Origin of the sequence: Streptomyces paludis (assembly GCF_003344965.1) — a bacterium.
GTDB lineage: Bacteria > Actinomycetota > Actinomycetes > Streptomycetales > Streptomycetaceae > Streptomyces > Streptomyces paludis.
In genome coordinates this window covers 3,962,423-3,980,376 of the sequence record NZ_CP031194.1, presented here as the reverse complement: position 1 = coordinate 3,980,376, position 17,954 = coordinate 3,962,423, and the positions used below count along the sequence as shown (strand labels likewise).

21 protein-coding genes and 2 pseudogenes are annotated in these 17,954 nt (G+C 70.1%); 16 read left to right on the top strand and 7 right to left on the bottom strand.

From position 1 onward, the window contains the following. Positions 1-51: 51 nt before the first annotated feature. The 4 genes and pseudogenes from DVK44_RS17595 to DVK44_RS37155 form a co-directional block, all read left to right on the top strand. Entirely contained in the window at positions 52-450 is a 399-nt protein-coding gene (locus DVK44_RS17595; protein ID WP_114660512.1) for a 6-pyruvoyl trahydropterin synthase family protein, read from the top strand. A gap of 17 nt (positions 451-467) precedes the next feature. After that, positions 468-1,664 carry a glycosyltransferase family 4 protein gene (locus DVK44_RS17590; RefSeq protein ID WP_114665221.1) on the top strand — a complete coding sequence of 399 codons (1,197 nt, stop codon included), beginning with the start codon at positions 468-470 and terminating at the stop codon, positions 1,662-1,664. Next, a complete protein-coding gene (locus DVK44_RS17585; protein ID WP_228447217.1) occupies positions 1,661-2,668 on the top strand; it encodes a class I SAM-dependent methyltransferase in 1,008 nt (335 codons plus the stop codon). Before DVK44_RS17590 ends, DVK44_RS17585 begins: the two co-directional genes overlap by 4 nt. Positions 2,669-2,697: 29 nt before the next feature. Continuing rightward, positions 2,698-3,510: pseudogene (locus DVK44_RS37155) on the top strand (lysylphosphatidylglycerol synthase transmembrane domain-containing protein); the annotation flags it as partial. A gap of 102 nt (positions 3,511-3,612) precedes the next feature. On the opposite strand, the gene DVK44_RS37150 reads toward DVK44_RS37155, so the two are convergent. Further along, entirely contained in the window at positions 3,613-4,332 is a 720-nt protein-coding gene (locus tag DVK44_RS37150; protein WP_228447634.1) for a RibD family protein, read from the bottom strand. A 218-nt stretch (positions 4,333-4,550) separates the two neighbouring features. Further along, a complete protein-coding gene (locus DVK44_RS17570) occupies positions 4,551-5,276 on the bottom strand; it encodes a creatininase family protein (RefSeq protein WP_114660510.1) in 726 nt (241 codons plus the stop codon). Positions 5,277-5,431: 155 nt separating this feature from the next. Here DVK44_RS17570 and ribA point away from each other — a divergent pair, with 155 nt between their 5' ends. Then, positions 5,432-6,085 carry a GTP cyclohydrolase II gene (gene ribA, locus DVK44_RS17565; protein WP_114660509.1) on the top strand — a complete coding sequence of 218 codons (654 nt, stop codon included), beginning with the start codon at positions 5,432-5,434 and terminating at the stop codon, positions 6,083-6,085. A gap of 176 nt (positions 6,086-6,261) precedes the next feature. After that, positions 6,262-6,438: pseudogene (locus DVK44_RS37515) on the top strand (helix-turn-helix domain-containing protein); the annotation flags it as partial. An 843-nt stretch (positions 6,439-7,281) separates the two neighbouring features. Here the strand turns inward: DVK44_RS37515 and DVK44_RS17545 are convergent. Together DVK44_RS17545 and DVK44_RS17540 are read right to left on the bottom strand one after the other, a co-directional pair. Beyond that, complete coding sequence (locus tag DVK44_RS17545) at positions 7,282-8,265, bottom strand: IS481 family transposase (RefSeq protein ID WP_114660506.1); 984 nt, start codon at positions 8,263-8,265, stop codon at positions 7,282-7,284. A gap of 243 nt (positions 8,266-8,508) precedes the next feature. Continuing rightward, entirely contained in the window at positions 8,509-9,141 is a 633-nt protein-coding gene (locus DVK44_RS17540) for an MBL fold metallo-hydrolase (RefSeq protein ID WP_114660505.1), read from the bottom strand. Between the two features lie 205 nt (positions 9,142-9,346). Between DVK44_RS17540 and DVK44_RS17535 the strand changes: the two genes are divergently transcribed. The 7 genes from DVK44_RS17535 (at position 9,347) to DVK44_RS17505 (ending at position 13,871) form a co-directional block, all read left to right on the top strand. Continuing rightward, positions 9,347-9,736: a winged helix-turn-helix transcriptional regulator gene (locus DVK44_RS17535; RefSeq protein WP_114660504.1), complete on the top strand. Its 390-nt coding sequence runs from the start codon at positions 9,347-9,349 to the stop codon at positions 9,734-9,736. Between the two features lie 8 nt (positions 9,737-9,744). Further along, complete coding sequence (locus tag DVK44_RS17530; RefSeq protein WP_114660503.1) at positions 9,745-10,068, top strand: hypothetical protein; 324 nt, start codon at positions 9,745-9,747, stop codon at positions 10,066-10,068. Then, positions 10,065-10,694 (top strand): HAD-IA family hydrolase, encoded by a 630-nt coding sequence (locus DVK44_RS17525; protein WP_114660502.1) that lies wholly within the window; start codon positions 10,065-10,067, stop codon positions 10,692-10,694. Before DVK44_RS17530 ends, DVK44_RS17525 begins: the two co-directional genes overlap by 4 nt. A 172-nt stretch (positions 10,695-10,866) precedes the next feature. Next, a complete protein-coding gene (locus DVK44_RS17520; protein ID WP_114665220.1) occupies positions 10,867-11,616 on the top strand; it encodes a hypothetical protein in 750 nt (249 codons plus the stop codon). Between the two features lie 180 nt (positions 11,617-11,796). Next, positions 11,797-12,633, top strand: coding sequence for a phosphotransferase family protein (locus DVK44_RS17515; RefSeq protein WP_114665219.1), 837 nt, complete (start codon positions 11,797-11,799; stop codon positions 12,631-12,633). 1 nt (position 12,634) lies between these two features. Then, on the top strand, positions 12,635-13,306 hold the full coding sequence (locus DVK44_RS17510) for a class I SAM-dependent methyltransferase (protein ID WP_114660501.1): 672 nt from the start codon (positions 12,635-12,637) through the stop codon (positions 13,304-13,306). A 22-nt stretch (positions 13,307-13,328) separates the two neighbouring features. Then, on the top strand, positions 13,329-13,871 hold the full coding sequence (locus DVK44_RS17505; RefSeq protein WP_114660500.1) for an HAD domain-containing protein: 543 nt from the start codon (positions 13,329-13,331) through the stop codon (positions 13,869-13,871). A 102-nt stretch (positions 13,872-13,973) separates the two neighbouring features. On the opposite strand, the gene DVK44_RS17500 is transcribed toward DVK44_RS17505, so the two are convergent. Continuing rightward, on the bottom strand, positions 13,974-14,180 hold the full coding sequence (locus tag DVK44_RS17500; protein ID WP_114660499.1) for a DUF397 domain-containing protein: 207 nt from the start codon (positions 14,178-14,180) through the stop codon (positions 13,974-13,976). Beyond that, complete coding sequence (locus DVK44_RS17495; RefSeq protein ID WP_228447216.1) at positions 14,177-15,061, bottom strand: helix-turn-helix domain-containing protein; 885 nt, start codon at positions 15,059-15,061, stop codon at positions 14,177-14,179. The genes DVK44_RS17500 and DVK44_RS17495 overlap by 4 nt, the downstream gene beginning before the upstream one ends. 180 nt (positions 15,062-15,241) lie before the next feature. Between DVK44_RS17495 and DVK44_RS17490 the strand changes: the two genes are divergently transcribed. From DVK44_RS17490 to DVK44_RS17480, 3 genes are all read left to right on the top strand, one after another. Further along, entirely contained in the window at positions 15,242-15,400 is a 159-nt protein-coding gene (locus DVK44_RS17490; RefSeq protein ID WP_162793581.1) for a hypothetical protein, read from the top strand. Further along, positions 15,364-15,822, top strand: a complete 459-nt coding sequence (locus tag DVK44_RS17485) for an ATP-binding protein (protein WP_114660497.1) — start codon at positions 15,364-15,366, stop codon at positions 15,820-15,822. The genes DVK44_RS17490 and DVK44_RS17485 overlap by 37 nt, the downstream gene beginning before the upstream one ends. Before the next feature lie 400 nt (positions 15,823-16,222). Further along, complete coding sequence (locus DVK44_RS17480; protein ID WP_181957477.1) at positions 16,223-17,053, top strand: hypothetical protein; 831 nt, start codon at positions 16,223-16,225, stop codon at positions 17,051-17,053. Between the two features lie 39 nt (positions 17,054-17,092). On the opposite strand, the gene DVK44_RS17475 is transcribed toward DVK44_RS17480, so the two are convergent. After that, a complete protein-coding gene (locus tag DVK44_RS17475; protein WP_228447215.1) occupies positions 17,093-17,944 on the bottom strand; it encodes a DUF4232 domain-containing protein in 852 nt (283 codons plus the stop codon). Positions 17,945-17,954: the final 10 nt, after the last annotated feature.

Sequence of the window (17,954 nt, the reverse complement as noted above, 5' to 3'; positions counted from 1 at the left end):
GGATGACGTGGCCCGGGCAGGGGCCGGCCGAGCCGACCTGGAGGTCAACCGTTGTTCAGCGTCACCGTCCGCGAGCACCTCATGATCGCCCACAGCTTCCGGGGCGAGGTCTTCGGACCCGCGCAGCGGCTGCACGGCGCGACGTTCCTGGTGGACGCCACGTTCCGGCGCACCGAGCTGGACGACGACAACATCGTCGTCGACATCGGCCTGGCGACCAGTGAGCTGGGCGAGGTCGTGGGCGAGTTCTCGTACCGCAATCTCGACGACGAGGCCGAGTTCGAGGGCATCAACACCTCGACGGAGTTCCTCGCCAAGGTCATCGCGGACCGGCTCGCCGACCGCGTGCACGCGGGGAAGCTGGGTCCGGGCGCACACGGTCTGACCGGTATCTCGGTCACACTGCACGAATCGCACATCGCGTGGGCGAGTTACGAGCGTACGTTGTGAGCCAGGCCCCGGGTCTGATGGCCGCCACCACCGCGCACACCTCCGCCACCACCGCCAGCCCGGTGCGTTTCATCCTGCCCGGCGGTGTGGACGACCCGGCCGCGCCGAGCGGTGGCAACACCTACGACCTGCGGGTGTGCCGGGAGCTGCCCGGCGCCGGCTGGCGGGTCCACGCGCACGCGGTGGCCGGTGACTGGCCCCGGCCGCGTCCCGCCGCCCGTGCCGAACTCGCCCGGATCCTCGCGGCGATGGCGGACGACACCGTCGTCCTGCTGGACGGGATCGTCGCCTGCGGCGTGCCCGACGTCATCGTCGCCGAGGCCGAACGGCTGCGGCTGGCCGTCCTCGTCCATCTGCCGCTGGCCGACGAGACCGGGCTCGACCCGGCGACGGCGGCCGAGCTGGACGCGCTGGAGCGGCGGACGCTGCGGGCGGTGGCGGCGACGGTCGCGACGAGCGACTGGGCGGCCCGCCGGCTCATCGAGCACCACGGTCTCGATCCGGCGCGCGTCCATGTCGCGGCCCCCGGAGCCGACTTCGCGCCACTGGCAGCGGGAAGCAGTAGCGGTATTGGCAGCGGCAGCGGTATCGGCAGTGGTACGGGCACCCCCCGGCTGCTGTGCGTCGCGTCCGTCACGCCGCGCAAGGGGCAGCACCGGCTGGTGGAGTCGCTGGCGGCGCTCGCCGATCCGGCCTCGCCCTGGAGCACGTCCTGGAGCTGCGTCTGTGCCGGGGGCCTCGGCCACGACCCGGCCTATGTCGCCCGGCTGCGGGAGCTGATCGGCGGGTACGGTCTCGACGGCCGCGTCCGGCTCGTGGGCCCGCAGACCGGCCCGGCGCTGGCCGCGCAGTACGCCGCCGCCGACCTCCTCGTCCTGCCGTCGTACGCCGAGACGTACGGCATGGCCGTGACCGAGGCGCTCGCGTACGGCGTCCCCGTCGTGGCGACCGCCGTCGGCGGGGTGCCGGAGGCGCTCGGGCAGGCGCCCGACGGCAGTGTGCCGGGGATGCTCGTACCCCCGGAGAGCGAGGATCCCGAGGGGCTCACCGACGCCCTGCGCACATGGCTGCGCGACCCGGCGGTACGCCGCCGTACGAAGGCTTCCGCACTGGGCCGGCGCACCGCGCTGGCCGGCTGGGACACCACGGCCCGGCGCCTGGCCGCCGCATTGGAACAACTCCGTCAGGAACAGGAACACAGGAGGTCCGTGTGACCGCGACCGACGCAGCCCCCTCCGACGTACCGCGCTACGCCCCGGAATGGCTGGCGCTGCGGGAGGGCCCCGACGCGGCCGCCCGCGCCCTCGAACTGCTGGAACCGCTGTACGCGCATCTGGCGCAGGCGCCGCGCGCCACCCCCGAGCTGGTGATCCGCGACCTGGGCTGCGGCACGGGCTCGATGGGCCGCTGGCTGGCGCCCCGGCTGCCGGGACCCCAGCACTGGATCCTGCACGACCACGATCCGGAGCTGCTCGCGCTGGCCGCCGCGTCGATGCCCGACACGGCCGCCGACGGCAGCGCGGTGACGGTGTCGACGGAGCGCGGTGACATCGCGCACCTGGGCGCGGCCGGGCTGGTGGGCACCTCGCTGGTGACGGCCTCCGCGCTGCTGGACCTGCTCACCCGCGAGGAGCTGGACGCGCTGGCGTCGGCGTGTGCCGGGGCGGGCTGTCCGGCGCTGCTGGCGCTGTCGGTGGCGGGCCGGGTCGAACTGACCCCGGCCGACCCGCTGGACACCGAGATCGCCGCCGCGTTCAACACCCATCAGCGGCGCGTGGACGCGAACGGCCGCCGGCTGCTCGGGCCGGACGCCGTCGAGGCCGCCGCCGACTCCTTCGCCCGGTACGGGCTGACCGTACGGACCGGGGCGAGCCCGTGGCGCCTCGGCGCGGCCGAGTCGGCGCTGACGGCGGAGTGGCTGCGGGGGTGGGTGGGCGCGGCACTGGAGCAGCGGCCGTGCCTCAATCCGCATGGAGAAGCGTTTCTGCGGCGCCGGCTGGCGGCCTGTGAGGCACGCGAGCTGGGCGTGACGGTGGCGCACGGGGACATCCTGGCGCTGCCGCCGGCGTGGGGCGGACAGGCGGACGGCAACACAGGGTGGGGCGGTCCCGTGTCTGACGGCGGCTCGGGGTGGGCCGGTCCGGCGGCGGACGGCGGCTCCGCTTGGGGTAGTTCCTCCCCTGACTGGACGCCTCCGGGCGGCGGGGGCCTGTTGTGATCCCGGGGGCGCTGCGGGCCCGCCTCGGCATGGTCGCGGGGGTGGTCATCCTCGCCGTACTGATGTGGCGGCTGGGCACCGGCGCGTTCCTCGACGGGCTGCGCGGTATCGACGGCCCGACCCTGCTCGGCGCCCTCGGACTCGGCCTGCTCACCACGGTGTTCAGCGCGTGGCGCTGGCGCCTGGTGGCGCGTGGCCTCGGCATCCGGCTGCCGCTGGGGCGGGCCGTGGCCGACTACTACCGCTCGCTGTTCCTGAACGCGGCGCTGCCCGGCGGGGTGCTGGGCGATGTGCACCGGGCCGTACGGCACGGACGCGACGCCGGTGATGTCGGCGGCGGGGTGCGCGCGGTCGTCCTCGAACGGGTCGCGGGCCAGGCCGTGCTGATCGCGGTCGGTGTGACACTGCTGCTCACCCATCCGTCCCCCGCGGTGGCGCGGGCGCGCGACGCGGCGACGGAGCCGGGCGTACTGGCGGGCGCGGCGGCGGTGACGGGCGCGGCGCTGGCGGTGGTGGCGACCGTACGGCGCAGAAAGGCGCGTACGTCAGCCGGAATCCAGAAGCCCGATGTCCAGGAGCCCGATGTCCAAGAACCCGGCGTACGGGCGCTGTTCGCGCGTGGGTGCTGGCCGGGGGTGACGCTGGCGTCGGCCGTGGTGCTGGCGGGACACCTCGGGACGTTCCTGCTGGCCGCGCGGGCCGCCGGTGCGACCGCTCCGGCCGCCGAGCTGCTGCCCCTGATGGTCCTCGCGCTGCTCGCCATGGCGCTCCCGCTGAACGTCGGCGGCTGGGGCCCGCGCGAGGGCGCCACCGCGTGGGCCTTCGGCGCGGCGGGGCTCGGCGCGGCCCAGGGGCTGACGGTGGCGGTGGTGTACGGGGTGCTGGCGTTCGCGGCGAGCCTGCCGGGGGCCGCGGTGCTACTGGCCCCCGGCTGCGCGAGGCTGCTAAGGCGTGCGCGTACCCATACGTCCGCTGAGATCCAGCTCGAAGAGGGTGTCCTCGCCGAGGTGGGCGCGCCGGACCGGCGGCCGGAGGGCGTCGCGCATCCGGTCGGGGCCGGTGAAGCGCAGTCCGGGCACACCGTCGCCGAGCAGGACCGGCGCGACCGTGACGTACAGCCGGTGCAGTGCCCGCTCGTGGAGGAAGCGCGACACGGTGTTGCCGCCGCCCTCGACGAGCACCCGGCCGAGACCGCGGTCGGCCAGCGCGCGCAGCAGCCGGTGGGGCGCGAAGGCGTCGTGGGACGGGAGTTCGAGGACGTCGACGCCGGACCGTCCGGCCGTACCGCCGAGACCGTCCGCTACTCCTTCCCCCTTGTCTTCCCCCTCACACTGCCCGCGCTCGCGGCGCTCCCCGTCGCCGCTGTCGGCGCCGCCGCCGGCAGCCGGGCCCACCACCCACAGCGTGGGCGCTGACCCGTCCGTGAACACCTGGTGGCGTGAGGGGACCCGGCGGTACGGATCGATGACGACCCGGACCGGATGCGGGCCCGCGCAGGCGCGGACCGTGAGCCGCGGATTGTCCGCGACGGCCGTACCGGCCCCGACGACGACCGCGTCGGCGAGCGCCCGCAGCCGGTGCAGATGTTCGCGGTCCTCCTCGCCGGTGACGTAGTCGGCGTCCCCCGTACGGCTCGCGATGAATCCGTCCAGACTCTGCCCCAACTGCCCGAAGGTGAACCGTGGACCGGCCAGGCACAGCGACAGATAGCGCTCGGCGAGGAGGTGCGCCTCGGGCGAGGCGTCGCGCCAGCGGCGCTCTCCGGCGGAGTCCGGGACCAGCCCGGCCGCGTCGGCGTCGGCCGGGGTGCGGATGCCAAGGAGCAACGTCCAGGCGGTGGCAGCATCAACATGACTCAATGGGCTCGGGCTTGGGCTTGGACTCAACGGAAATCCCCAGACGTGAGCAGCGAGTGATACGCGGCGAAGGAATCCGCAAGGCCGGCGAGCAATTCCTTTCCTTTCTCGGCGGAGCCGAGGGACGGGCGCCCGATGACACCGGACTCCGTATAGGCCCGCATACCGAGCGTGAGCAAATGCGGCCGTTCGTCGGCGAGATGGTCCGCGGTCCCATATCCGGGGCGTACCAATTCCGGGGAATGGTGGAGCAGGATGGAGGTCTCCACCTCTCCCGCGTGCATATCGGCGTGCGAGGAGGTACGTACTCCCGCCCGCTCCCGGGCCGCCTGCCAGTCCCCGGATCCGGGAAAGAGCGCCATGCGCGTACCCGTACCGGCGGACTCCTGGACCACGTTGCGCAGTACGTAGTTCCCGCCGTGTCCGTTGATCAGAACAAGGCGGTCGATTCCGGCTCTCCGGAGGGATTCCGCGATGTCGCGCACAACGGCGTGGAGAGTCGCGGCGGAAATGCTGACCGTTCCGGGCCAGGCCGCGTCCTCGTGCTCGTGCGAGCAGGAGACGGTCAGCGGCGGCAGGAGCCGCACCGGGTGGGCCGCGGCTATCTCCTCGGCTATCGCGCAGGCGACGACGGTATCGGTCGCGAGCGGGAGGTACGGTCCGTGCTGCTCGAAGCTGCCGACGGGCAGCACGGCGACAGTGGCGTTCGCGGCCTTTACGTCCTCTGTGGTTTCTCTGCTGTACGTGCTCACCGGAGCAGGCTACGCGGAAAAGATCCACCGAACGACGGTACGCGGCAGAACGCGATCAGAACGCCACGCACATCAGCAGACAGCGGTCCGGCGGCCAACAACCGCCGCCCTTCCACCCATTCCTCTCTACGCACACACCGCCGGGGGTACCGGATATGACGCAGATCACCACGGACAGCAATGACACGCACCACGACGACATCGTGACCGCACCGGGCATCGAACGCGCGGGGGATGTCCAGTTGTCCACCGAGTACGGCGAATTCCTGGCCGTCGGATACCGGGACCTCATTCTCGGCGACGAGCAAATAGCCCTGGTGTACGGCGATGTGGCGGGCGACGGGGCGCTTACCCGTCTCCATTCCGAGTGCCTCACCGGCGACGCCTTCGGCTCCCGCCACTGCGAGTGCGGCGACCAGCTCTCGGCCGCGCTGCGCGCCATCGCCGCCGAGGGCCGGGGCGTCCTCGTCTACCTCCGGGGCCACGAGGGCCGCGGCATCGGCCTGCTCGCCAAGCTCAAGGCCATGCGCCTCCAGGCGGAGGGCCTCGACACGGTGGAGGCCAACCTCGCCCTGGGCCTGCCGGCCGACTCCCGCGACTACCGCGTGGCGGCCGAGATCCTGCACGACCTGGGCGTCAGCTCCGTACGCCTGCTCTCCAACAACCCCCTCAAGCGCGCGGCGCTGCTCCGCTACGGCGTCAAGATCGCCGAAGAGGTCCCCCTCCTGATCCCGCCCCGCGAGGAGAACATCGCCTACCTCCGCACCAAGCGCGAACGCCTCGGCCACCACCTCCCCCACCTGGACTGACGCCGGCGACGCGGGGGCGGGCCGGGACCACGGACACCGCCCCACGTCGGCCCCCCGTCCCACCACGTCGGTTAGCCCGGTCGAGGCACAGCCCCGTCGTTCCCCTGCCGACGGAAGTCCCCCCGCCGTACGGTTGCCGTCGGCAGCGACTCGACCGCGGGCGACGGGAGAGGCCAGTGACGGAGATCGACGCGGTGATCGGCGGGCGCATCCGCAAGGCGCGTAGACGTAAGGGGTGGTCACAGAGCTTTCTCGGGGACCGGGTCGAACGCTCCGAATCGTGGGTGTCCCAAGTGGAGCGGGGTGTCCTGGCCCTCGACAGCGTAGAGACCGCTGATCGGCTGGCCGGGTTGCTGGGGGAGTCAACGCCACATTTACTGGCGTTCGACGTGAGGTACTCGGCGGCGGATCTTGACGTGCCGTCACACAGATCACACATCCCCTGCCTGCCTTCACCACGCATTGCAGGGCCCGATGCGGAAAGCTCAGATGCTGTGCTCCGACGTACGTTCAACCTCGGTGCTCTCGCCGGCCTGACGACGGCTCTCGCGGGGCTTTCTCCGGATGCCCAGGCCCGGGTGGGCGACCCGCCCCGTGGCACGGTGGACCGACAAGCCGTGGCCGAGCTGCGATCCATCGGCGCCGCCCACCGCCGCTCCTACAAGTCCTTTCCCGCCTCCTCGTTGGTGCCAGTGGCACACGGCCACATCGACCTGGTCATGTCGCTGCGGCCCAAGGAGCAGCCCGCTGAGCTGCGGAACTCGCTGCTCGCGCATATGGCGGAGATGGCCGCACTCGCGGCTTGTCTGCTCGCCCTGGACCTGGGTGACCGCCAGAGGGCGGAGGCTTACATGGATCTGGGGTTCGAGATCGCGAAGGAGATCGGCAGTCCGGAGACAGCCGCGCTGATCCTCGGCGGCCGGGCCTTCACCCGCTCCTACGGCGGTGATCCGGAGAGTGGACTGGACTACGCGCTGGCGGCCGTGGACCACGCCCAGCGCGGGGCCTCACGGCGGATGGTGGCCTGGACGCACGCGGTCGCCTCCGAGATGTACGCCTCGACCGGTGATGAGCACGGCTTCGGCTCCTCGCTCGAAGAGTCCCGCTCGCTGCTGTCGGGCCCGATGGATGACGAGCGCTGGGGTGGCATCGCGTGGTTCGACCTGTCGAAGGCGGACGCCTACGAGGGCAGTGATCTAGTTGTATTGACCCGCAGGGTTGTTGACGCGACTGATTGGCGGTTGACCACCGAGTGCAGTGTGGCACCGGTGGTAGTTGTAGGTGTGGAGGAAGTCCGCAAGGGCCTCGGTGCGCTCGGTGTTGCTGGAGTAAGGACGCACGTACGCCCACTCGTCAAGCAGGGTGCGATTCAGGCGCTCGACCTTGCCGTTCGTCTGCGGGCGATAGGGACGCGTGCGTTTATGGATGATGTTGGCGGCGCTGAGGGTCTGGGCGAACAGGCGGGATCTGTAGCAGGAGCCGTTGTCCGTGAGGACGCGCTCGACGGTGATGCCGTGCTCGGCGAAGAAGGTGTTGGCGCGCTCCCAGAAAGCGGCGGCGGTCTCCTTGCGTTCGTTGGCCAGAACCTCGCTGTACGCAAGTCGGGAGTGATCGTCGATGGCTGTATGCACGAAGCTGTAGCCGATCACTGGGCTGCCGCCCCTGCGCGCGTCGGTGGTGGCCTGCCGGTTGCCGTTTGCCTGCTGCCGGGGCATGATCCGATGCCCTCCGCCGTCGGGTATGTTGCCGAGTTTCTTGATGTCGACGTGGACCAGCTCGCCAGGGCGTGAGCGTTCGTAACGGCGGATGATCTGCCCGGTGGGCCGGTCCATCCAGCGCAGGCGGTTCATTTGGTGCCGGGTCAGGACGCGGTGGACGGTGGAGGCAGGCATGCCCAGGATGGGACCGATCCTGGCGGGGCCGAGTTTCCGTTCGCGCCGCAGCTGGCAGATTTGGGCTTCGACGTCGGCAGGGGTTCGGTGCGGCGTCGTCCGGGGTCGGCTGGAGCGGTCGTAGAGTCCGGCGTCGCCTTCGTCGCGCCAGCGCCGTACCCACTTGTGGGCGGTGGCGCGGGAGATGCCCATCTCTTCGGCGACGTGGGCGACGGGTCGGCCGGCCCGAACCCGGTCGATCAGGAGCCGTCTGCCGTGGACGGTCAGCCGGGCATGGGGATGAGACACGAGGACCTTCGCGGTGATGCGGGGCGGGTGCGGACACCGGCGGCCGCCACCTGATCCAGGGGCGGCCGCCGTGCATGGGTTCAGCACGCTGTCTGGAGGAAGGCGCGCACGTCGGCGACGAGTTCGGCGGGTTCCTGGAGGGGGACACCGAATGTTGAACGTGTGCCAAGTTGGAGTGACGCACCAGAGTCTGATCCGGGTGCGGCGTGGAGTGCGGCCGCATCCGGGCAGCGTCATCGCGGGTCAGGCGTTGATGTCCTCGCCGATCGCAAGGTGGGCGGTCTCGGGCTTGGTCAGGGTCTCAATGACCTTTCCGAAAATCATGTCTCCGGCGGGGCCCAGGAGGCCGTTGTGGACGTCGATGGTGCGGGTCGGGTTGACCTCGCGGATGTAGTCCACGACCTCCTCGGACTTGCTCCACGGGGCGACAATCGGGAACAGCAGTGTCTCGACGGCGCGGTCAGGCACGGTGAGTGCATCGCCGGGGTGGAAGATCGCGTCGTCGATGAGGAAGCCGACGTTCTGGCTCTTGGGCAGGTCGCGGTGGATGGCGCCGTGGTACTCGCCGTACACCTTGACGTCGAAGCCAGCTGCGATGAAGGCGTCGCCGTTGCCGACTGTGTGGACGCGGCCGGGGAACGCCGCAGAGAGGGCCTCGGTGACCGTGGCCTGGCTCCACAGTTCGAGGGCGGGGTTGGACTCCATGAGGGAGCGCACCAGGTCGGCATTGAAGTGGTCGGGGTGTTCGTGCGTGACCAGCAGGGCATTGGCGCCGGCCGCCTCCTCCGGCTTGCCGAACAGACCCGGGTCCATCACCAGGGCGCGGCCGCCCTTCTCCAGGCGGACGGAGGAGTGGGTGTTCTTGGTCAGCTTCATGGTTCGGCTGTCCTTACTTTCCGGGCGGCGCAGGCATGCGCCGACACGTGGTCTTCAGGGTCGCAATGGCCAGCACGCGCCGCATGTCCGGTCGCGCCGTTGCGACTCGTTCATGCACCGCTTGGGCCCTTGTATCCGGATCAACGCCCCGCGAACAGGTCACATTCCACTCGGGTGGTACCCACTTTTAGGTAAGATTTGGAAGATGAGCGATCCTATGAACACTCCGGGCGAGCTTCCCGTCACCTTCCGGCGCGACTGTGCAACGCGGACCGTCCTCGATCACGTCACCAGCCGATGGGGGGTACTGATTCTGCTTGGGCTGTACCGCTCGACCCTGCGCTGGGGCGAACTGCGCACCGCCGTGGACGGCATCAGCGAGAAGATGCTCAACCAGAACCTGCGCACCTTCCAGGACGATGGCTTCGTCACCCGCACCTCGCATCCCGAGGTACCGCCGCGCGTCGAATACTCCCTCACTCCACTCGGGCGCGACCTCGTCGAGCACCTGCTGCCGCTCACCGGCTGGATCGCCGCCAACGCGGACTCCATCGTCGGCAGCCCGTCACCGACCGTCAACAACGCTCGTGGTTAATACATCTAGTGCGGCTGGGCCGCTACGGCGACGCCCTGCCGTCCCTGGACAAGGCGATCGACCGGCTCGCACCGGAGATGCTGCGGCACCGGTGCACCGCCTACATCTCCCGGGCCGAGGCCAACGCCGGCGCGAACCACGTCGAGGCGGCGTGCGCGGACGGCCAGGCAGCACTGGAGTTGGTCGAGAAGGTCCAGCATCGCGAAACGCTTCGGCGCGTGTCCGAGCTGCACCGAGCCTTACGGCCGAACCGTACCGCCGCGGTCCGCAGCCTGGGCGAGCACCTGATCGACACCCGAACCTTCCTCAGGACCGCAGGGAGCACCGCATGATCCACCGCACGGGCTTGATTCTCGACTTCGGCGGAGTGCTGACCACCGGCGTCGCAGCGTGCGCTCGCGCCTTCGACCTGCGGGCCGGCCTGCCGGAGGGCACATTCCTGTCCGTCATCGCCAAGGACCCGGCGGGTAGCGCCCTCTACGCGGATCTGGAACGCGGGACGGTCACCCAGGCCGAGTGGAACAAAGGGACGGCAGCGCTGCTCGGCATCGAAGGCACCAACCTGCTCGGCCGGGTCCTGCAAGACCTGCACCCGGAGCCGTCGGTCATCGCCGCCGCCCAGGCCGCACGCGCCGCAGGGGTGAAGCTCGGGATCTTCTCCAACAGCCTGGGGATGGAGCCGTACAACGTCTACGACGGCTACGACCTGGCCGTGAACTACGACGTGGTGTTGATCTCCGAGCACTACAAGATGCGCAAGCCCGATCCCGAGATCTACGAGATCATGCTCAACCTCATGGAACTGCCGGGTGAAGCCTGCGTGTTCGTCGACGACACCGCCCGCAACCTGTCTCCGGCGGAAGAACTCGGCATCGCCACGATCCTCGCGGAGAACCCTGCGAGCACGATCTCGCAGATGGAAGCGCTCCTTGGCATCTCTCTGACCAAACAGGTCTAGACCCGGCCCCAATTCGGCTGCGGGCTCGCAGCCGGGCTGCGGATGGGGCGCCCTCCGGGACGGCACTGTGGTCTTCGAGCCGCCCCGGACGAGACAGGACTTCCCCGATCCGGGACGGCCGGCCAAGCCGCGCGGCACCCTCCAGGGTGCCCCATCCGGAACGGAGACCCAGGTGACCACCACCGTCGCCAAGACGACGATCACGGTCGAACTGCCCGAGGCGTTCGACCAGCGATGGAACCGTCTGCCCGGCATCACTGTGGACGGCAGGCACATCGCGATCGACCCGGAGACATACTTCTTCCGCTTCGAGAACAGCTCCTGGCTCGTCATCGACTGGGAGACCGTCAACTCCGGTCTGCTGCATGCCGAGGAGACCGAGACATCGGCCGTCGAGCAAATCGCCCTGGACTTCGTGAAGGCCCACGGCCGTTCGACCAGCGACGCGGGCGAGGTCCTGGCCATCGCCCACCGGGTCTACTCCTACCTGTTCCGCGACGAACACCTGGCCACTCTGGGGCTGTCGAAAATCACCGCCGAACACCTGCGGATGCTCCGCGAGGCCGCGACTTTCATGGCCCTCAACAAGGTCGAGCTGGACGGGCACATCTCCAACGTCGGGCCGTGCTGGTTCTTCCCCTCCGCCACCGGGGTCGTCTTCGACCTCTCCGAGGAGGACGGCCAGATGCTCGACGAGGTCTACCACGGGGCCTGGTTCAACGAGCACCGCCGGATCGAGGGCATCAAGGCCCACACCGCGCTCGGCGGCCGGCTCGTCCACGGCTGCCAGTCCGCCCCCGACCAGTCCGGCGGAGTCGTCGCCGCCTACGGCACCTCGATGGCCAACTTCGGCGTGGAACTCGCCGGGATGAAGGCCGAGTGGATCCAGCAGGTCGAGTCGTACCGCGTGACCGCCTCCTGACCCAGGCGTTGACCCACCGGTCCGGGGTGGCAGGCGCCACCGCCCCGGACCGCCCGCCCCAGCCCCTCCCCCTTTCCCCTCCCGCCCATTCGGAGCCTGCCCGTGGACCCCCAGCTCATCACCGCCCTCCTGGCCGATCTCTGTTCCGGTACCGGACTGCCGCAGCCCACCCGAGTACCCATGCGCGTGTGGTCGCTGTCCGGCGTGGAGCGCATCGCCTTCCCCGACGGCACCACCGCGATCTACAAGTTCGCCACCGAGCCGTTCACCGGCGAGGACCGGATCCTGCGCGCGGCCGGCCAGGCCGGCATCCCGGTGCCCGCCGTCATCGGCTCGATCGTCCGCGACGGTGTGCTCGGCATGGTCATCGAGGACCTGGGCGAGCCCGTCCGCGAGGCCGAGGACACCGACGGCATCGCGTCGGCCGTCGCCCTGCACGGCGCCTCTCCGGCGTCGATGCTGCCCGTTCTCGACGACGGCACCCTCACCGCCCTCCCTGCTCTGGCCCTCGACCACCTGCGTCGCCTGCGGAACAGGAACCGGTGGACCGGCGACACGGACGACATCGCCGCCGCGCTGAACGCCCTCGCAGGAGCCGCTGCCAAGCGTGCCGAGGGCGCCACCACCGCCCCGTGGGGCTGGGTGCACTCCGAGTTCCACCCCACCAGCCTCCACATCGGCGAGAACGGGTGGCGTCTGCTGGACTTCGCCCGCGCGTTCAACGGACCCGGCCTGTTCGATCTCGCTTCCTGGCACGGCACCGTCGACGTCACCGACCCCGACCGGCTCCGCCGTCTCATCGAGGCGTACGTAGCCGCAGGCGGCCACCCGAGCGCGCTGGCCGGGCGAGGCGGCCTCGCCCCGGAGAGCTGGGCCCTCGGCTGGCACCGCGTCTGGGCTGTCGAGTGGTTCATGGAGCAGTCTCTTCGCTGGATCAACGACGCGTCCAAGGACGAGGCGTACGTCAACGTCGTCCGCCGCCACCTGAAGACGGCCGTGCAACTCCTGGAGCCGTGACATGGATGTCTGGGACGCCCACGCCGCCGCCCGGTTCACGCAGCACCCGGCAGGGCCCCTGAAGCCACCCGCCCGGATGGAATGGACCCAGCGCCCCGGCATCGGCCCCGCAGCCGAGATTCTGGGCGGCGGGGACCTGGCCGGCCGCCGGATCGTGGAGCTTGGCTGCGGCGCCGGCCACAACACCGCACACCTCGCCGCCGCCGGAGCCACCGCCGTCGGTGTGGACCGCTCGGCCGGCCAGATCCGCCGCGCCATCGCCCACTACGGGCACACCGGGGCCACGTTCGTACACGCCGACGCGACCCTCCACCTCAGCCGGGACACCGGCCGCCTGGACGCCATCTTCTCCGTATTCGGCGCGATCGGCACGACCGAGCCGTCCCACATCCTCGGAGCGTGCTCGCATCGCCTCACCCACTGCGGCGTCCTCGTCTTCTGCGTGCCACACCCGCAGCGGACCGGCACGATCCCCCGCAGTCCACGCACCCGCGACACGGTGGCCCTGCCCGACGGCGCCACCGCCACCGTCGAGCGGTGGGAGATCGCCCCCGCCGCATGGGCCCGCGCCCTCAACCGCTGCGGACTGCTGGTCACCGACGTGCAGCACCTCCACGCCCCGGCCGATGTCCACCGGCCCACCACGCTCCTCATCAGCGCGCGGAAGCCCTGACAACCCACTTCGGGAGAGACCGATGCACCAGATTCCGTATCTGCTGCTGGACATAGACGGGGTACTGATCCCGTTTCCCGCCGCCGACAGGTCCACCCCGGTGACCCACACCCGCCACCAGGTCCACCTGGCCGGCTACCCCGACCCGATCCGGGTCTGGCTCAATCACACGCACGGGCCGCTGATCGCCAATGCCCTCAGCACCGGCCTCGTCCGTCCGGCGTGGTGCACCAGCTGGCGCGCCGACGCACCGGGCCTGATCGGTCCCCTCCTCAACCTGCCCGCCTTTGAGCACATTGAGTTGCCCCGCCTGCCGCTCACCACCAGCCACCCCGACGGCTACTTGTGGAAACGCGACCACGTCGCCGACTGGCTCGGCCCGGCCCCGGCCGTCTGGATCGACGACGACTTCACCGCTCTTGACCACCGGTGGGCCGCCGACCGCACCGCCTCCGGAGTCCCGACCCTGCTGATCGAACCGGACCCGCACGCCGGACTCCAGCCAGAGCACATCATGGCCGCCCTGGAGTGGGCCGCGCGTCTCATCACCAAGGATGTGGCCTGATCGCTATCCGCCTCCCCAGCCGATCGAGACCGGCTGGGGAGGCACACCGGACCGGGAAGACCGGGTCAACCCGCCCCGCCTCGTGCCACTGCGGGAGCGGGTTCAGAGAGAACGCTTGACCTCGGCGGTGAAGGCTGCCCACGCTGGGTGAGCGAAGGGGACTGCGGGTGCATGGGGGTTCTTGCTGTCGCGGACGACCACGCCGGCCATCCACACGCCGGTCTCCACGCAGTTGCTGTTGGAGCCGCTGTGGCTGGACTTGCGCCACTCGACGTCCAGCGCCGTGGCATCAGGGATGAATATGCTCATGCTGATGTGCCCTTCCTGCTCGCGATGAGGGACAGTGACTCGTCGAACGGCAGGGCCGAGGCTGTCAACCGCTCGTACGCTTCCGCGTAGCGTTCCACCTCTGTCGGCTCCTCGATGTAGAGACTGCTGTCGAGGTGTTCCAGCAGCACCACGTCAAGTCCGGGTTGCCCGAAGCCCAGGGTGGTGAAGCCTCCGCCGCCACCGGGATTCAACTCGGCCCCCAGTGGCAGTACTTGGATTCCCACATGTGGGTACACCGCCAGATCGAGAAGTCTCTGCATCTGATCACGCATCACGCCCGGATCGGGAGTCCTGGCCATCAGCGCCGCTTCGTGGATGATCGCCCGGAGCTTCAATGGCTGGGGTTGCGTCAGCGTGGACTGCCGGGCCATGCGCACCTCCACCAGCGGTGCGATCTCCTCGTCCGTCGCGGTCATGCTCATAGCCCCGATAACGGCTCGTGCGTATGCGGCTGTCTGGAGGAGCCCCGGGATGAGTAGCGGCTCAAAGGTGTTCACCGAGGACGCGTCGGCTTCCAGCCCGATCAAGTCGGCGTAGACCGGCGAGAGATCGTACGTCTGCCACCATCCGCGCTTTCCGCCGTCCCTGGCCAGTATCAGAAGGAACTTCGCGAGGTCGCTGTCCCTGTCGGTCACGCCGTAAATCCCGAGGAGGCGTTCCACGTCCGCCGTCCGGGCGCCTCGGGTGGCGCTCTCGATGCGGGAGATCTTGGACGCGCTGAGACCCGATTGGTTCCCCACATCCTCAAGCGTCAACTTGGCGTTCTCGCGCAGCCGCTTCAGCTCCAAGCCGAGCCTTCGCCGCCGCACGGTGGGTGCCGTCATGACGTTGCCGCCCCCCGCGACCCGCTCGAACTCCACCCGCGAGCAGGGCCACATCAAGGCGCTGTGCCGGCTTCGTCCCGAAGACCCCGTGCTGGGTCCGGGGGCGTGGTCCAACGTTTCAAAGGAGCGTCAGACGTGGTGAACCTTATCGTTCGCGTCCTCAAGTCACTGTTACGTGACTGGCCGACAACTGAAAGGTACCGTCGGCCCGCGCCCGTGCCCCGGCCGGCGCCCGTCGTACGCCAGAGGCCGCAGGCGCTCCGCCCGGCGGTGATGTTCGTGCACAAGTGCGGGTGGGAGCGGGCGGAGCAGCGGCGGCGTGAGCGGCTGCGGGACGCGTGGGTCGCGGCGCACGGTGTGGGGGTGGCGCGGTGAGTCGCGCTCCGGTGGTGTGCCGGTGGAAGCGGCACGCGCGGTCCGTCGGGCCGGCGCGAGCGGAGTTACGGAAGACGTTGGCGTTGTGGGGGCTGGGCGCGGTGGAGGAGGCGGCTGTGCTCGTGCTTTCGGAGCTGGTCACCAATGCTGTGCGGCATGCGCAGGTGGCGCCGGGGCGGGAGATCAAGACCCGGTTCTCCCTGGTTGCGGAGGGGTTGCGCATTGAGGTGCACGACGCTTGTTCCGTACGGCCGGAGCGGCGGCGGGTGGTGGGCGATGACGCTTGCGAGGGGCGTGGGCTCGTCATTGTCGAGGCCCTCGCGGACTCATGGGTTGCGGCTGACCGCCACGGGGTCGGCAAGGTGGTGTGGGCGCTGCTGCGGCACTCCGAGGTCAACGACAGCGTCGGCGGGAAGCGGTGAAGCGCAGCCGTAGTGTCGCGCGCCGCAGCTGGCTTCTGATACGCCTGGTTCTCGGGTCCGGGCTGGGGTTTCCCGGCGTTCCCCGCCGGGACGGCTTGTGCCCGTGTCTGTATTGCGTCAGCCGCAATGCCCTGTCCGGGGTGCGGCCGGTGGAGCAATTCAGTACATACAAACACGAGTTGGCGGAGTGGGAATCTCTCGTCACCTGGCTGAGAAAGGGAAGCCCCACTATCGGATAGACCCTCCTGGGGGCTTGGGGACGGTCGGCCGCGCGGTCAACCGTCCCCGGTAGTGGTACGACCCCGGACGTCCGCTCCGCTCCCGGGAATCCCGGAGCAGACATGGTCACGTCAGTTGGTAGCCTGTCGCCTTTCGTGTCGGCTCCTCCGAAGAGGTGTGAATGAAGACAGGCAGACGAACCATCGCGGCGGCAGCGCTCGTGGGGGCGTTGGGGGTCTCGGTACTCAACGCTCCGGCGGCCCAGGCGGCGGACACCGGCATCACCGTGTCGGACATCGTCATCAACGACATCAAGCCCATCGTGGTCGGCACGTCGAAGGTGGTGAGGCCGCCTCTCACCTTCAACATCACTCTGCCGTCCGGTTACAGCACAGACGACCCCCACCGCTACGACGCGTATCCCTTCCTCTACCGCGGCAGCCTGAACGCGGCGGCCGGCAACGGAAAGAACTACATCGGGCCGGGCGGCTACACCTGCTACGAGATCAGCTCCAGGCGTGCTCGCTGCGAGGGCTACCTCTACATCGACCCGCACCCGACCCGGGACCAGGTCCACACCAACAGCAACGCCGCCACGTGGAAGGTCGCCGTGTCGCTCCGCCTGTTCAAGGACAGCGGCGGCCTCAAGGCGGCGGAGCACCAGACACGGTCCCAGACCGTCCGTCTCAAGCGCGCCGCCAAGGTCACCACCGCCGATGCCACACCGGAACCGGTCACCAAGGGCAAGAAGATCACCGTCACGGGCAAGCTGACCCGGGCGAACTGGAGCACGAAGAAGTACAACGCCTACGGCGCCCGTACGGTCAGCCTCCAGTTCCGCGCCAAGGGCACGGACTCGTACAAGACGGTCAAGAAGGCCACCACCAGCAGCACCGGCGCGCTCAAGGCCACCGTCACGGCCTCTGTCGACGGTTACTACAGGTGGAAGTACAACGGCAACACCACGACCGGCACCGCTGTCGGCGCGGCGGACTACGTCGACGTGCGCTGACGGCGGGGCAGTCGGCCCGGCACCCCTGGGGCGTCACCGTTACGGACGCGCGCGTCCCTCACCCTCGTCCAGGAGTTGCCAGGGGCCGACGCCCAGTTTGCCCGTGGTGCCCAGGTCGAATTCTGGGGTGACCGTTACCGGGGCGGTGCCGGGTTTCGCGTGGATTCGGGCGTATGGGGCGTGTACGGGGTCTTGGCCCGCCTCGGTGGTGTTGCGCCAGACCAGGGTTGCGTGGGCGCGGGCGCCGGGGGTCAGGGTCAGGGGGGTGGGTGGGGCGTCGGCGCCGGTGCCGGTGGCTATGCCCGCGTTGCCGTCCAGGACCCGTACGCCGGTGACGGGGGCGTGGTCCTCGCCAAGGAGCTGGACTTCGGGGTAGCCGTTGAGGGGATAGTCGCGGGTGCCGCAGTTCTCCAGGCGCAGGCCCACGACGCGCAGGCCCATGGCGGCGTCGCCCTGGTCCGCGTACAGCCGCACCCCCGAGGGCGGGCAGGCGCCGCCGGTCCTGGGCTCCTCGGTGGTGGGGACGCTCCGTACCTGGAGGATCCGTACGCGCGCCGCGCCGCCCGTCACGTCGGCCGTCAGGTCGCTCGCGGCTACGGTACGGCGGACCTTGGCGCCCGGTTTGACGGACCGTACGGTCTCCTTCGGGTTCGCCAGCGCCTCGCCCGACGGCGACAGGAAGGTGAGGGTGACCGTGTACGTGAGGGGCTCGGTCCCCTCGTTGGTCACCTCGAACTGGGCACAGGCGCCCGCTCCGCCGCCCACTCCGGTGATCTCCACCCCGTCCCGCTTCAGCTCTGAGGGGTCGCCTATGGGTTCCGCTCCGCAGGCGGGGGAGGCGGTCGACGAAGTGCCGCCGTTCGCCTGCTGCGTTCCGCAGGATGTGAGCATCAGCAGTGCG

Excerpts from the sequence above, each read along its gene's own strand:
- DVK44_RS17505 (WP_114660500.1), top strand. The coding sequence starts at position 13,329 with ATGCACCAGATTCCGTATCTGCTGCTGGACATAGACGGGGTACTGATC.
- DVK44_RS17475 (WP_228447215.1), bottom strand. The coding sequence starts at position 17,944 with ATGCTCACATCCTGCGGAACGCAGCAGGCGAACGGCGGCACTTCGTCG.
- DVK44_RS17500 (WP_114660499.1), bottom strand. The coding sequence starts at position 14,180 with ATGAGCATATTCATCCCTGATGCCACGGCGCTGGACGTCGAGTGGCGC.
- ribA (WP_114660509.1), top strand. The coding sequence starts at position 5,432 with ATGACGCAGATCACCACGGACAGCAATGACACGCACCACGACGACATC.
- DVK44_RS17480 (WP_181957477.1), top strand. The coding sequence starts at position 16,223 with ATGAAGACAGGCAGACGAACCATCGCGGCGGCAGCGCTCGTGGGGGCG.
- DVK44_RS17540 (WP_114660505.1), bottom strand. The coding sequence starts at position 9,141 with ATGAAGCTGACCAAGAACACCCACTCCTCCGTCCGCCTGGAGAAGGGC.
- DVK44_RS17515 (WP_114665219.1), top strand. The coding sequence starts at position 11,797 with ATGCGCGTGTGGTCGCTGTCCGGCGTGGAGCGCATCGCCTTCCCCGAC.
- DVK44_RS17510 (WP_114660501.1), top strand. The coding sequence starts at position 12,635 with ATGGATGTCTGGGACGCCCACGCCGCCGCCCGGTTCACGCAGCACCCG.
- DVK44_RS17535 (WP_114660504.1), top strand. The coding sequence starts at position 9,347 with ATGAGCGATCCTATGAACACTCCGGGCGAGCTTCCCGTCACCTTCCGG.
- DVK44_RS17525 (WP_114660502.1), top strand. The coding sequence starts at position 10,065 with ATGATCCACCGCACGGGCTTGATTCTCGACTTCGGCGGAGTGCTGACC.
- DVK44_RS17590 (WP_114665221.1), top strand. The coding sequence starts at position 468 with ATGGCCGCCACCACCGCGCACACCTCCGCCACCACCGCCAGCCCGGTG.